Genomic DNA, 13,829 nt, shown 5'->3' with positions numbered 1-13,829 from the left:
AAGATACAGTCTGTTGCGTGTGTTCAGTTAATGCCGGTCACGCTGTAGTGCTGGCCGCGGCGAGGCTCGTGGCGTTGGCTGCTGCTTGTTTCACAGTACCGTGCAAGGGCCGCAACAGACGCCGTTGCACCCGGATCCCCTGCAACCTGCTCTGCGAAGGTGACGTATGGCAGCCCGGCGACAGTCCCCCAACACGGATGCTACAGACGCTTTTGATTTGAACGACCTGGCGGAAGATTTCGCCCGGGATGATCTGATGGCCGTCACCGGCGTGCCTGTGGATTCCAATCTGGACGCAGATCTGGATGGCATGGCTGCCATCACTGGCGTTCCCCTGGACGGTCTCGGCGCCGATGTGGACTTCGAACGGGAACTGGACGACCTGTTCTCCGAGGCCGAAGATCACACCCTGCTCAATACCCGGGCCGCCGCCCAACGGGGCGAGGCTGACACGGATCTGGCCCTGAGCGGCCTGGATCTGGAGCTGGGGGAAGAGCTTTTTGGCCCGGAAGATCTGGTCCCGTACCAGGGCAAGGCCCCGGCGCCGGATCTGGACGCCGAACTTGCCGACTTTGGCGAGCGGCTGGATGACGACCTTGACGAGCTGGAAAAAACCACCCTCGTCCGCCATGATGCCCCTTTGGCCGACCCGCACGATGCCGGCATCGACGACGATATCCTCGACTTCAAGGATCTCGACGACGATGAGTTCACTCTCGACCTCACGGCCGCCTCCATGATCGACGGCAAGGACGACGGGTTCAGCCAGGACGAGGACGACGACATCGCCGACCTGGCCGACCTCGTGGGCGACGCCGAAGCCCACGACCTGGAACAAGCCGGCCCGGAGGAACGCCTCGACGCGCTTTCCATGGACGACACCCTCGCCCCGGGCATGGCGCCCCTGCAGGGCCTGGCGGATGACGAAGGACTTGATGACGATGTGACCGACCTGGAAGCCCTGGGCGCACTGGATGCCCTGGACCCGCTGGATGATCTGGGCGGTCTGGATGATCTGGACGCTCTGGAGCCCCTTGAGGGCCTGGAACCTGTGGATGACCTGGAGCCCATTGAGGATCTGGAGCCGATTGAAGAGCTTGCGCCAGAAGACGAGCTTGCGCCAGCACGCGAACCGGCAACCGCGCACGCGCCGGATGATCACGCCGGGCTGGACGAGCTGGGCGGCATGAATGACCTGGGCATCTTCGACGAGCTGAGTGAAATCGAAGCCCTCGGCAGCGGTGCGGCCGTGGCAGCCCCGCCCCCGGAACCGCGACTGCTGGCCGGCAGCGTGGACGCCGCCCAACTGGACGATCTGCTCCAGGATCTGGATTTTCCTGCCGTCACCACCGAATTTCCGCCCCCGCAGCTCCAGGCCCCCTCCCAGCCTGTTGCCCCGCCCATCGCCCCGGCTTCAGCCGCAGAGGAGCCCGAGGACATCCTCGACCTGGCGGAAGAAGAGTCGCTCGCCCCTGTCGATTCCGCTGCGCTGGCGGATGCGCTTGGGGATCTGGAAGATCTCGAACCCCTGAATGATCTGGAGCCCCTGGACGATCTGGATGAGCTGGGTGGTCTGGACGCGCAGGCCGATCTGGAAGCCATGACCGAGCTGGCCGACCTGGATTCCCTGCTGGAGCTCGCGGAGCACGGCCCCGCGCCCGGTGCCCCATCCGATGGGTTTGTCGAGGAACTGGAAGAGCTGGTGGCCGAGGCGCCCGAGGAACAGCCCGACGAACGGCCCGATGAAATGGCCGGGGAGCAGGCCGAAGCGCTATCCACCGTCGCGCCAGAAGAGGAATTTCTTGGCCAGGCCCTGGAAGAGGCCCTGGCGCTTTCGGAGCCTGCGCCCCCGCCGCCACCACCTCCTCACGCAGGGGGGGAGGCCGCGGCCGACGTGGTGGAGTCTTTGGCGACTGCCGGCCTGTCTGAAGCCGACATGGAGACCTCCTCGCCGGAAGCCGCGCAGGCCATGAAGGCAGCCCTGGCCTTCGAAGAGCCGGAACCAGCGGCGGAATTGTCAGAGCACACTGGATTGCCGGAACGTTCTGAGCCCGTTGCCCCGGCTTCTGCGCAAGATCTCCCCGAGACACTGGAGCCGGCGGTTCTGCCTGGCGCCGCGGCCATGGCCGCAGCTGCGGTGGCCGGTGGGATGCCGGCAACGGCGAGCCTCGGATCAGCGGTGCCGCTGGAGCAGGTGCAGGAAGAAATTCACAACGAACTTGCTCAGCTACGCCTGTCCCTGGAGCCACGCCTCGTGGCCGTGGAGGAGTCGCTGGCCGCTCTTTCCTCTGCCGCCGAACCGGACCGTCAGGAGGCCTTTGTCGCCCTGCAGGCCGAACAGGTCGCGCTTCGCGAGGAACTCCAGACCCTTCAGGACCTGCCGGGTCGGGTGGAGGCCCTGGAATTTGCCAGCCGGGTGGATGCCATCAACGAACTGGCCAGCCGGGTCGATTCCCTGAGTGAACTGGCCGCCCGCCTGGATGCGCTGGAAGCCCAGGTCGCGGGGCACGCGGAGCATCATCTTGCCGCAGCCGCAGCCCCTGTCGAACAGTCGGTGCCAGAGCCAGGCGTTGCGCAGGAGGCCCTTGAGACCTTGCGCCAGGAGCTGGCCGCCACGGCGGCAACGTCGCTGGTTCCGCTGCAGGAGGCCTTGGAGGCGCAGCGGGCAGCCGCGGACAGTCTTGCCGGGCAGATTGCCGCACAGTCGGAGCGTCTGGATGGCCTGGCCGCCCTGGCTGGCGAGCTGGAGGCCCTGCGCACGGCCCTGGCCGACACCGCGGCGGCTGCCGAGCAGGCCGTGGAACGGGCTGTAGACCAGGCCCGGCAGGCGGCGACCCTGGCGGAAGACAACGCCGTGACGCGCGTAGAAGGGAGATTCACCAATCTTTCCGCGTATGTCGATCTCATGGATAGCCGGCTGAAACAGGGGCTCACTGCGGCGGCCGCCCTGGATGGCGCCCTGAAGAATCAACTGGCCGCCAGCCTGGAACAGCAGCGCGAGGCTGCCGTGCAGGAGCAGCTCCAGGAGCGGGCATTCATTGCCGGACTGGTGGAAAGCCGGCTGGCCGGAGCCCAGCGCGCCGTGGATGAGGCCCTGGAGGCAGTCCGGGCGGATGTGTCGCGTCTGGCCCAGGTCCGCGAGCCGCTCATGGATGAAATAGCCCGCCTTTCCGCGGAGCTGGATCACCAGCGTCAGGATGCCGCAGTGCAGCGCGAGGAGCTGGCCGGCTCCATGGACACAGTCCGGGCCATGGTGGAGCAATCGTCCCAGGAAACCACATCCCTGGCCCAGGAGCTGGTCCGCCTGTCCGCTTCCCTGGTGGAGCAGGTGGACGGCCGACTGGAAGAGCGCGGGGCGACCCTGGGCGCGTTTGAAGAGGAATTGGCCGCCTTGCGGGAGCTTGTGGAGCGACAGGCCGCGGCCGTGGAATCCGGGGCGCAGTCCCTGGACGCCCTGTACAGCATGGCCGAAGCCCGCAGCCGGGATCAGCACGAGTTGCGCGATCAGGTGGCGGCCCAGGCCGGCCTGCTCGATGCCGTGGACCAGCAGCAGGAACGGCTGCAGGAGGATCTGGCCCAGCTCACCCAGCTGGAGCAGGCGGCGGAAGCCCGTCAGCAGGAGCAATTCGAGGCCCTTACCCACCGCGCTGAAGCCCTGGAGGCCGGCCTGCGACAGCTGGCTGGTGGTCTTGCCAATATTCCCGGTGCGGTGGACCAGCGGCTGCAAGACGTCCTGGGCGAGAACGGCGCGCTGCACAAACGCCTGGAGGCCCGTCTGGCCGGGGTCCGGGAAACAGCGCATGCAGAAGGGCAGCAACTTGCCGGCCGGGTGGAGCAGGTAGCCGGGAGAATGGAACAGGTGGCCGCCTCCCAGACGACCCTGGAGCAGCGGATGGCCGCCATGCTCGCGCCGGATTCGCCGGCCATGCGGGCCATGGCGGAATCCTGCAATGCGCAGCTGGAGCGCCGCCTGGAAGAAGTGGCCGCGGCCCAGGCTGCCCGCCTGGAAGCGCAGCTGGCATCGCAATTGGAAGCGCAGCTGGCATCGCAACTCGAAGCGCAACTGGAAGCCCGCATGGCTGAGCAGGTGGAGACCCGCGTGGCCGCGTTGCTGGAAGAACGTCTGGCCGGCGTGAGCCAGACCCTGGCCGGCCGGCTGGAAGCCATGGCGGCCGGGCGCTTTGTCAGCGCCGAGGCCCTGGCCGGGTTCAAGGGCGAGCTGCTGCAGGAGCTGGAACGCCTGGCTTCCATGGCGGCGGCCACGGTCATTCGCGAGGAATTGCTGGCCATGGCCGAGGAGGACGCCCTGGACGACTATGAAGGCGAGGCCGAGGGAGAAGACGCCGGCGACTGATCCAACGGCGACGCCCCCGGCGGTTTCCTCCTGTTCACAGGCGTGCGGCAGGCAGAAAGATGCGGCCCGGCTTCCGAAGGCCGGGCAGGGGCGGCCGGGCCGCTCGACTTTCCATTCCGGGCATGCTACCAGCAGCAAAAAAAGGGAGGGGCTCCTCAGGTTTCTTCCTTTTTTCCCGCCCGGTGCGCTTGCCCATTTCGGTCTAAGCCATTTCCCCACCCGGTCGGGCTTTTTTTTGGCAAGGCTGCGTGTGCGCGACGGCGGGCTGCATGCGAAGCCGGGAAATCCTCCCTCTGCCGTGGCCTGTTGTGCGTTGTCGTGCGTTGTCATGTGTGGCCATGCACTTCCCGCAGGCCGCCGCAGAAATTTGCCGAAGCGGATCCGCCACATGGTGACGCACGTGGACAAGTTGCAAAAAGAAGCCTTGCAAGTGACCAAGGAAATCGTGGTCAAATTCATCGAAACAGGCCGCGTCTCCCCGGCGAACCTGGGTGAGGTGTTTCCGGCCATTTACACCAAGATTCTGGAAACCATCACCGCAGGGAGCGCGCCAGCCTCGTCAGCCTCACCGGGCACGCCGGGCACGCCGCAGATTGCGAGCGACCCTCGCCCCCGCTCCTGAGCGACGGATACTTCATGGCATCAGCACCTTCTCCGGACGCCCATCGTCGCGCCGTGAGCGCCATGTTCGGGCGCATCGCCGGCTGGTATGATTTTCTGAACCATTTCCTGAGCGGCGGCGTGGACATCTGGTGGCGGCACCGGCTCCTGCATGCCGCGGCCCCGGCCTGGAAGTCCCTGGGCCGGCCGGCCCGCATCCTGGATCTGGCTGCCGGCACCCTGGACGTGACCGTCGGGCTCCTGCGCCGTGCGCCCACGGCCCGCGTGGCCGCCCTGGACATTGCCGCGCCCATGGTACGCCGCGGCCTGCGCAAGCTTTCCCGCGAGGACCGCCACCGCGTGCTGCCTGGCGTGGCCGACGGCCGGCATCTGCCCCTGGCCGATGCCAGTGTGGACGCCGTGACCATCGCCTTCGGCATCCGCAATATCGTTCCGCGCGAGGCGGCGTATGCGGAGATCCGCCGGGTGCTCGTTCCGGGCGGGCGGTTCTGCATACTGGAATTCGGCTCCGGCCGCACCCCCATCCTGCGCGGGGTGTACAACCTGTACCTGCGCCGGCTGCTGCCGGTGATGGGCAAGATTTTTTCAGGTGATCCAGAGGCCTACAGGTATCTGGCCGACACCATTGAGCGGTTCCCGGATGCGGCGGCCCTGGGTGCGGAGCTTGTTGCCGCAGGGTTTGAGCAGGTCCGTTGGGAGAAGCTCACCTTTGGCATCGTCTATGTGCATGTGGGCATCGCGCCGGGCGGCGCCCCCGCACAACGCTGACGGGAAAAACGGGAGTGCGCCGCCAAAGGCGGCGTTACGAGACGTGATGCTTGAAAAGGAAGACCAGCGCCAGCCCCAGGAGCATGGCCGCGCCGCCAAGCCCCCGGAGCCAGCCGGGCGAAAGCTCGGCCAGCTGGCGCAGCATGTCGGGCATGCGTTCGGCAAACAGAAAATACATCGCGCCCTCCATGAGCAACGCCAAACCAGCCGCCTGTCCAAGGGTCTGCATGTCGAGGGCCATGCGGGGGACATACCGGGGCGCGGCCCGGCTGTCCAGTCTGGAACAAGGAAGAGATCATGATGATGCAGCAGTATTCCGCCCTGCAGGACCGCACCGTGCCGGTGGCGGTGGTGGGGCTGGGCTATGTGGGGTTGCCCCTGGCCGTGGCCCTGGCCCGGCAGTTTCGGGTGATTGGCTTTGATATCAACGCCGGCCGTGTGGAAGAGCTGCGCCGCGGGCATGACCGTACCGGCGAGGTGGACGACGCGACGTTGACCAGCGTGACCATTGAATACACGGCGGATCCCGCCGCGCTGGCCACTGCGGGGGTGATCATCGTGGCCGTGCCCACGCCCATTGATGACCATCGCACCCCGGACCTGCGCCCCGTGCGCGGGGCCACCATCACCGTGGGCCAGCACCTGCGCAAGGGCGCGGTCATCTGCTACGAATCCACGGTCTATCCCGGCCTGACCGAGGAAATCTGCGTGCCGCTGCTGGAAGAACACTCCGGCCTGCGCTGTGGCCAGGATTTCTGGGTCGGCTATTCGCCGGAGCGCATCAATCCCGGAGACAAGGTCCACACCCTGGAAACCATCGTCAAGGTGGTGGCCGGGCAGGACGACGCCACGGCCGACCTGCTCTGCAAGCTCTACGGCGCCATCGTCACCGCCGGGGTGCACCGGGCCTCGTCCATCAAAGTGGCGGAGGCGGCCAAGGTCATCGAGAATACCCAGCGGGATCTGAACATCGCGCTGATGAACGAACTCTCCATTATTTTCGACCGCATGGGCATCGATACCCTGGAAGTGCTCCAGGCCTCGGCCACCAAGTGGAACTTCATCCGCTTCTCGCCCGGGCTCGTGGGCGGGCACTGCATCGGCGTGGACCCGTACTACCTGACCTTCAAGGCCGAATCCCTGGGCTTTCATCCGCAGGTGATCCTGGCCGGCCGGCGTATTAACGACTTTATGGGCAAGTACGTGGCCGAGACCTGCATCAAGAAGCTGTTCCAGGGCGGCGGCCGGACCCAGGGCGCCCGCGTGGGCGTGCTGGGCTTCACCTTCAAGGAAGATGTCCCCGACCTGCGCAACACGCGGGTCATTGACGTGGTCCGGGAACTGGAGGAATACGCCGTCACCGTGCTGGTGCATGACCCGGTGTGCGATGCGGAAGAAGCGCGCGAGGAATACGGGCTCACCCTTTGCGGGCTGGATGCCTTCAGGGATCTGGATGCCGTCATCGTGGCCGTGCCGCACGCCGCCTTCAAGACCCTGACGCCCGAGGCTGTGCGGGGCATGCTTTCCGACCCGAACAAGGCCCTGCTGCTGGATTTGCGCGGCCTGTTCGACCCGGCCGCCTGGCGCACTGCCGGCTTTGAGTATTGGCGGCTGTAAGGAGCCCGCATGTTCTTCGTGGAAACACCTTTTTGCGGGAGGGTGTTTCCACGGGATGTATGGCGACTCCAGGCCCTGGCCCGCGTCAGTCTGGTGCAGCTTGCGCTTGCGGCGCTTTGCAGTTAGGAGACGGCCATGCACGCCCTTCTGGAATATTTACACGCCGAACAACCGCGCATCAACGCCTCCTTGCAGGCGCTGCTGGCGGAGTTGAATCCCCTGGTCAAACCGGTGGCCGAGCATGTGCTGGCCGCCGGCGGCAAGCGGCTGCGGCCGCTGCTGCTGCTGCTCTGCGCCCGCGGATTGGGTCGGGATGACGACGCGCTCTATCCCCTGGCCTGTTCCCTGGAATACCTGCACTCGGCCACGCTGCTGCATGACGATATCCTGGACGACGCCACCCTGCGCCGTGGCCGTCCCGCCGCGCACACCCTCTTCGGGTTGACGCCGACCATCCTGGCCGGGGACGTGCTCCTGGCCCTGGGTAACCGGCTGATGGCCGATTCGGGCGACGCCAGGCTCACGGCGTGCATCTCCCGCTCCATCATGGCCACGGCCACAGGGGAGATTCTGGAGATTGCCCAGGTGGGGAACATCGGCCTCACCGTGCAGCAATATTTGGAAATCATCACCGGCAAGACGGCCTGGCTGCTCCAGGCGGCCTGCCAGAGCGGGGCCATTGCCGCCGGGGCCACTCCGGAACAAGAGGCTGCCGCCGCAGCTTACGGGCTTGATCTCGGCATTGCCTTTCAGCTGGTGGACGACGCCCTGGACTATGATGCCACCCGCGAAAAGGCCGGCAAGCCCGTGGGCGCAGATTTGTTGGAAGGCAAGGTGACCATGCCCTTGCTTTTTTATCTGGAAACCGCGCCGGTGGAAGAAAAGACGGCCCTGGCCGCGTTGATGGCCCGGCTGCGCCAGGGCGAGGCGCCCGAGTCGCTCGCGGCCGAGTTTGCGCCCTTTGTGGGCAAGGTGGCAGCCTGCGGCGGGGCTGCCAGAACCCGCGCCGCAGCCCGCGACTGCGCCCTGCGCGCCGCCGCGGCTCTGGACGCCTTCCCGGCCAGCAAGGAAAAGGAACTGCTGCTCGAAGCCGTGGCCTACGTGGTGGCGCGCGAAAAGTAGCACTGCTGAAGAGTGTTTCCGTGATATTGCCGGCACCGCCCAGGCCAGATGTGGGCTGGATGCCGGCAATGGCTGTTTTATCAAGGAGTTGAATGCCACCATGTCCGACGCAGCGCGCCTGACCCGAGTGGAAGTGGCGGTGCGGCCGCATTTGGCCGATCCCCTGGGTCGCAAGACCGATGCCCGCATTCGCGAGGTGCTGGGCTACGACGTGGCCGACGTGCGCGTGGTGCGCGTCTATACCGTGGAAGGGCTGGATGGCCCGGCCATCGCCCGCGTGCTGGACGGCGCCGTGCTGCACGACCCCGTGCTCCAGGACGCCTTTGTGGGCGCAGCGCCCGGCCGCTTCGACTGGGCCCTGGAAGTGGGCTTCAAGCCCGGGGTGACCGATAACGAAGGCCGCACTGCCGCGGCCTCCATCGCCCTGACCCTCGGCCTCAAACGCCAGGGGGGCGACCTGCCCGTGGCCGTCTACACCTCCTTGCAGTATCGTCTGTCCGCTCCTGCACAGGGACCGCTTTCCCGCGAGCAGATCCAGGCCATTGCCGACAACCTTCTGGCCAACGAGCTGATCCAGCGCGTGCAGATCAAGAGCGGGGCGGACTGGGAGCAGGATCCCGGCTTCCCGGCCCGGGCCGCCCGCGTGCTGGGCGCGGCCTCGGACGCCGTGAACGTCATACCCCTTTCCACCATGGATGACGCCGCGTTGCTGGCCTGCAGCAAGGACAACGTGCTGGCCCTTTCCCTGGAGGAAATGCAAGGTATCAAAGCCTATTTCCAGGACCCGGCCGTGCAGGCCGAACGCGCCCGGTTCCACCTTCCGGCCGACCCCACGGACGCCGAGCTGGAGTGCCTGGCCCAGACCTGGAGCGAGCACTGCAAGCACAAGATTTTCAGCAGCAAAATCACCTATACCAATCAACACACCGGCGCGACACAGGAAATCGACTCCCTCTACAAGACCTATATCCAGCGCACCACCGCCCGCCTGCGCCAGGCCATGGGCGAGCGGGACTACTGCCTGAGCGTCTTCAAGGACAACGCCGGCGTGGTGGCCTTTACCGAGGAGACCAACCTCTGCATCAAGGTGGAGACGCACAACTCCCCTTCGGCCCTGGACCCTTATGGCGGCGCGCTCACGGGCATTGTGGGCGTGAATCGCGACCCCATGGGCACCGGTCTTGGCGCGGAGATGGTCGCCAACATGGATGTCTTCTGCTTCGCCTCGCCCTTTTTTGAAGGCGAACTGCCCCCCCGCCTGCTGCATCCCCGCCGGGTGCTCGAAGGCGTGCGCGAGGGCGTGGAGCACGGCGGCAACAAGAGCGGCGTGCCGACCATCAATGGCTCCCTCGTCTTTCATGAGCGTTTCCTGGGCAAGCCGCTGGTGTACTGCGGCACCGTGGGCATGATGCCCCGGACCATCCAGGGCAAGCCCAGCCACGAAAAGCAGGCTTTGGTGGGCGATGCCATCGTCATGGTCGGCGGGCGCATCGGCAAGGATGGCATCCACGGCGCGACCTTCTCTTCGGAAGAGCTGCACGAAGGCTCCCCGGCCACGGCTGTGCAGATCGGCGACCCCATCACCCAGCGCAAGTGCTACGACTTTCTCATGCGCGCCCGGAACCTGGGCCTGTACAACGCCATCACCGACAACGGCGCCGGCGGTCTGTCGTCCTCCGTGGGTGAGATGTGCCAGGACACCGGCGGCGCGCTCCTGGATCTGGCCAAGGCCCCGCTCAAGTACGATGGCCTCGCGCCCTGGGAAATCCTCATCTCCGAGGCCCAGGAACGCATGACCCTGGCCGTGCCTCCGGCAAAGCTGGACGCCTTCCTGGCCCTGGCTGTGGAAATGGACGTGGAAGCCACCCCGCTGGGAGAATACACGGATTCCGGTTACTTCCATGTGGTCTATGGCGAGAAGCCCGTGGCCCGGCTGCCCCTGGCCTTCCTGCACGATGGCTGCCCGCAGTTGCGGCTGGAAGCCGTCTGGGCCGGTGCGCCGGCTGCCGGAACGCTGGTGGACGAATCCGAAATCCTGACCCAGCCCGGCCACGACCACGCCCGGCTGCTCAAGGACATGCTCGGCCGGCTCAATATCTGCTCCAAGGAATACATCGTCCGTCAGTACGACCATGAGGTGAAGGGCGGCAGCGCAGTCAAGCCCCTGGTGGGGGCCATGTGCGACGGCCCCTCGGACGCCGCGGTCATGCGTCCTGTGCTCGGCCGGCGCGAAGGCCTGGTCCTCAGCCATGGGATCTGCCCGAAATTCAGCGACCTGGACACCTACTGGATGACCGCCAACGCCATCGACGAAGCCGTGCGCAACGCCGTGGCCGTGGGCGCCGACCCCGCCACCCTGGCCGGGGTGGACAACTTCTGCTGGTGCGACCCCGTCCAGTCCGACAAGACCCCCGACGGCCGCCACAAGCTGGCCCAGCTGGTCCGCGCCAACGAGGCCCTGGCCCATTACTGCTTTGCCTACGGGATCCCGCTCATCTCGGGCAAGGATTCCATGAAAAACGACTACACCGGCGGCGCGGCCAAGATCTCCATCCCGCCCACGCTGCTGTTCACCATCCTGGGCCGCATGGACGACGTGTCCATGGCCGTGACCAGCGATGCCAAACGCCCCGGCGAGCGGCTCTACATCCTGGGCCTGACCAAGGCCGAACTGGGCGGAAGCGAACTGGCCGATGCCCTGAACGTCCCCTTCCGCCACGTGCCCCAGGTGGACGCCCTGGCGGCCCGGGCCCGCTACGCCGCCCTGCATCAGGCCATGCGTCGGAAGCTGGTCACCGCCTGCCATGACTGCTCCGACGGCGGCCTGGCCGTGGCCGCGGCGGAGCTGTGCATCGGCGGCCGGCTGGGCCTCAGTATGGACCTGGACGCCGTGCCGGCGCTCGGGGAACTGGATGCCGTGCAGCTCCTGTACAGCGAATCAGCCAGCCGCCTGCTGGCAACGGTGGCGCCCGAGAACGCCGCGGCTTTCGAGGCCTTGTTTGCCGGCCAGCATTGCGCCTGCATCGGCGAGATCACGGCTGCTCCCGAGCTGATCGTACGGCACCAGGGGGCCGAGCTCTTGCGCGAACCGGTGGAAACCCTGGCCGCCTCCTGGAAGGCGACACTGGATTGGTAAACACATACCTGATCGGGCCCCTTCTTCGGAAGGGGCTTTTTTTTGACCTTTTGCCCTCGCTGCGGTAGATTGATCAAAAAATCACCCCGAGGGATTGAAGTTCCCTTCCAAAAAATGTAATCCGACAGACTGGTATCCCAAGTCGTGCGGGGCGGCTGACCACATCCCCGTTTGAGACCCATGGAGGAAGGATCATGCCTATCTTGCAATGCAGCAAGACCGAAAAGAATCTGCTCATCTCCTTTGCCGGGGAATCCCAGGCGAGAAACAGATACACTTACTTTGCCGGCATTGCCCGCAAGGAAGGCTTTGTCCAGATCAGCAAGGTGTTCGAGGAAACCGCAGCCCAGGAAAAGGAACACGCCAAGCGGTATTTCAAGTTCCTGGAGACGGGCAGCGATCTGGAAATCGCCTACCCCTTCCCGGCCGGCCGCCTGGGTACCACCCTGGAAAACCTGCGCCACGCTGCCGCCGGCGAACATCACGAATACACCGAGATGTACCCCGGTTTTGCCCTGGTGGCCAAGGAAGAGGGGTTCCCCGAAATCGCCGCCGCCTTCACGGCCATTGGCAAGGTGGAAGCCTGGCACGAGCGCCGCTACACCGGCCTGGCTGATCTGGTGGAAAAAATGGAAGTATTCCGAAAACCTGGGAAGGTGGTCTGGCAGTGCTCCAACTGCGGCTACCAGCACGAGGCCATGGAAGCCCCGGGTGTGTGCCCGGCCTGTGTGCACCCCCAGGCCTTTTTTGAACCCTATTGCCAGCCCTGGTAACTCCGGCGGCACAACCAAGAGGATACACGCATGGACATCTACGTCTGCACCATCTGCGGCTACGAATATGACCCCGCCAAAGGCGACCCCGACAGCGGCATCAAGCCCGGCACCAAGTTCGAAGACCTGCCCGACGACTGGGTTTGCCCCGTGTGCGGCGCGTCCAAGGACGCCTTTGAAAAGCAGTAGTGCCGGAGCCGGTTCTCACCCTAGCAGAAGTTGGACCTGATTATGCAAGCGACTAAAATCATTGACGGCTTCCACCTTGTGGGCGCCATTGACTGGAACAGCCGCGACTTTCACGGCTACACCCTCTCGCCCATGGGCACCACGTACAATGCCTATCTGGTGGAAGACGAGAAAAACACGCTCTTCGACACCGTCAAGGCCGAGTACAAGGGCGAGCTGCTTTGCGGCATCGCCAGCGTGATGGATCCCAAGAAGATCGACTACATTGTGGTGCAGCACCTGGAGCTGGACCACGCCGGGGCGCTGCCTGCCCTCATCGAGGCCTGCCAGCCCGAGAAGATCTTCACCTCCTCCCTGGGCCAGAAGGCCATGGAATCCCACTTCCATTACAAGGACTGGCCCGTGCAGGTGGTCAAGCACGGGGAAACGCTCTCCCTGGGCAAGCGCACGGTCACGTTCTACGAAACCCGCATGCTGCACTGGCCGGACAGCATGGTCTCCTGGTTTGGCGAAGAAAAGGTGCTCATCAGCAACGACATCTTCGGCCAGAACATCGCGGCCAGCGAGCGCTTCAGCGACCAGATTTCGCGCCAGACCCTGGAACGGGCCATGCGCGAATACTACGCCAATATCGTCAACCCCTACGCCCCGCAGACCCTCAAGGCCATTGAGACCCTGGCGGGCGCGGGCGTGGCCCCGGAATACATCTGCCCGGACCACGGGCTGATCTTCCGCGGCGCGCAGGATTGCGCCTTTGCCCTGCAAAAATACGTGGAATTCGCCGAGCAGAAGCCCACCAACAAGGTGGTCATCTTCTACGATTCCATGTGGCACTCCACGGAGAAAATGGCCCGCGTGCTGGCTGAATCCTTCCGGGAAGAAGGCTGCACCGTGAAGGTCATGTGGTGCAAGGCCTGCCATCATTCGCAGATTATGAGCGAAGTGAGCGACGCCGGCGCGGTGCTCGTCGGTTCCCCCACCCACAACAACGGCATTCTGCCGTATGTGGCCGGCACCCTGCAGTACCTGAAGGGCTTGCGGCCGCAGAACAAGATTGGCGGCGCGTTCGGCTCCTTTGGCTGGAGCGGCGAGTCCCCCAAGGTGATTGCCGAATGGCTCTCCGGCATGGGCTTTGAAATGCCGGCGGAACCAGTCAAAATCAAGAACGTCCCCACCCATGCGGACTACGAACAGCTCAAGTCCATGGCCAAAACCATCGCCACGGCGCTGAAGGCCAAGCTGTAACGCA

The 13,829-nt window shown here is 65.4% G+C and carries 10 protein-coding genes; 9 read left to right on the top strand and 1 reads right to left on the bottom strand.

Annotated features, from left to right (window positions below; translation table 11 throughout):
- Window positions 1-166 precede the first annotated feature (166 nt).
- The 3 genes from ACYQ00_RS03800 (at window position 167) to ACYQ00_RS03790 (ending at window position 5,743) form a co-directional block, all read left to right on the top strand.
- The gene (locus tag ACYQ00_RS03800; RefSeq protein ID WP_460030848.1) at window positions 167-4,354 is read left to right on the top strand and encodes a coiled-coil domain-containing protein; all 4,188 of its coding nucleotides are present in this window, start codon (window positions 167-169) and stop codon (window positions 4,352-4,354) included.
- Between the two features lie 400 nt (window positions 4,355-4,754).
- Window positions 4,755-4,976, top strand: coding sequence for a hypothetical protein (locus tag ACYQ00_RS03795; protein ID WP_460030847.1), 222 nt, complete (start codon window positions 4,755-4,757; stop codon window positions 4,974-4,976).
- 14 nt (window positions 4,977-4,990) lie between these two features.
- Window positions 4,991-5,743 carry a ubiquinone/menaquinone biosynthesis methyltransferase gene (locus tag ACYQ00_RS03790; RefSeq protein ID WP_460030846.1) on the top strand — a complete coding sequence of 251 codons (753 nt, stop codon included), beginning with the start codon at window positions 4,991-4,993 and terminating at the stop codon, window positions 5,741-5,743.
- Between the two features lie 34 nt (window positions 5,744-5,777).
- Here the strand turns inward: ACYQ00_RS03790 and ACYQ00_RS03785 are convergent, their stop codons facing one another.
- Window positions 5,778-5,921, bottom strand: a complete 144-nt coding sequence (locus ACYQ00_RS03785; protein ID WP_460030845.1) for a DUF2065 family protein — start codon at window positions 5,919-5,921, stop codon at window positions 5,778-5,780.
- 125 nt (window positions 5,922-6,046) lie between these two features.
- Here ACYQ00_RS03785 and ACYQ00_RS03780 point away from each other — a divergent pair, with 125 nt between their 5' ends.
- The 6 genes from ACYQ00_RS03780 to ACYQ00_RS03755 all read left to right on the top strand — a co-directional run bounded on the left by ACYQ00_RS03780 (window position 6,047) and on the right by ACYQ00_RS03755 (window position 13,825).
- Window positions 6,047-7,360, top strand: a complete 1,314-nt coding sequence (locus ACYQ00_RS03780; protein WP_460031319.1) for a nucleotide sugar dehydrogenase — start codon at window positions 6,047-6,049, stop codon at window positions 7,358-7,360.
- Window positions 7,361-7,495: 135 nt separating this feature from the next.
- On the top strand, window positions 7,496-8,482 hold the full coding sequence (locus ACYQ00_RS03775; RefSeq protein ID WP_460030844.1) for a polyprenyl synthetase family protein: 987 nt from the start codon (window positions 7,496-7,498) through the stop codon (window positions 8,480-8,482).
- 100 nt (window positions 8,483-8,582) lie between these two features.
- The gene (locus ACYQ00_RS03770; RefSeq protein ID WP_460030843.1) at window positions 8,583-11,618 is read left to right on the top strand and encodes an AIR synthase-related protein; all 3,036 of its coding nucleotides are present in this window, start codon (window positions 8,583-8,585) and stop codon (window positions 11,616-11,618) included.
- 194 nt (window positions 11,619-11,812) lie between these two features.
- Window positions 11,813-12,391 (top strand): rubrerythrin, encoded by a 579-nt coding sequence (gene rbr / locus ACYQ00_RS03765; protein ID WP_460030842.1) that lies wholly within the window; start codon window positions 11,813-11,815, stop codon window positions 12,389-12,391.
- A gap of 30 nt (window positions 12,392-12,421) precedes the next feature.
- Window positions 12,422-12,580: a rubredoxin gene (gene rd, locus ACYQ00_RS03760; RefSeq protein WP_460030841.1), complete on the top strand. Its 159-nt coding sequence runs from the start codon at window positions 12,422-12,424 to the stop codon at window positions 12,578-12,580.
- A 42-nt stretch (window positions 12,581-12,622) separates the two neighbouring features.
- Window positions 12,623-13,825, top strand: a complete 1,203-nt coding sequence (locus ACYQ00_RS03755) for an FprA family A-type flavoprotein (protein WP_460030840.1) — start codon at window positions 12,623-12,625, stop codon at window positions 13,823-13,825.
- The last annotated feature ends 4 nt before the right edge of the window (window positions 13,826-13,829 follow it).

This window comes from Megalodesulfovibrio paquesii, assembly GCF_054653055.1.
Note: the sequence above shows the minus strand (reverse complement) of the source record. Positions and strands in the feature narration are given on the sequence as shown.

What these genes read in the sequence shown, in the direction of transcription:
- ACYQ00_RS03780 (WP_460031319.1), top strand. Translation starts at nt 6,047, where the DNA reads ATGCAGCAGTATTCCGCCCTGCAGGACCGCACCGTGCCGGTGGCGGTG.
- rd (WP_460030841.1), top strand. Translation starts at nt 12,422, where the DNA reads ATGGACATCTACGTCTGCACCATCTGCGGCTACGAATATGACCCCGCC.
- ACYQ00_RS03800 (WP_460030848.1), top strand. Translation starts at nt 167, where the DNA reads ATGGCAGCCCGGCGACAGTCCCCCAACACGGATGCTACAGACGCTTTT.
- ACYQ00_RS03775 (WP_460030844.1), top strand. Translation starts at nt 7,496, where the DNA reads ATGCACGCCCTTCTGGAATATTTACACGCCGAACAACCGCGCATCAAC.
- rbr (WP_460030842.1), top strand. Translation starts at nt 11,813, where the DNA reads ATGCCTATCTTGCAATGCAGCAAGACCGAAAAGAATCTGCTCATCTCC.
- ACYQ00_RS03755 (WP_460030840.1), top strand. Translation starts at nt 12,623, where the DNA reads ATGCAAGCGACTAAAATCATTGACGGCTTCCACCTTGTGGGCGCCATT.
- ACYQ00_RS03770 (WP_460030843.1), top strand. Translation starts at nt 8,583, where the DNA reads ATGTCCGACGCAGCGCGCCTGACCCGAGTGGAAGTGGCGGTGCGGCCG.
- ACYQ00_RS03790 (WP_460030846.1), top strand. Translation starts at nt 4,991, where the DNA reads ATGGCATCAGCACCTTCTCCGGACGCCCATCGTCGCGCCGTGAGCGCC.
- ACYQ00_RS03785 (WP_460030845.1), bottom strand. Translation starts at nt 5,921, where the DNA reads ATGTATTTTCTGTTTGCCGAACGCATGCCCGACATGCTGCGCCAGCTG.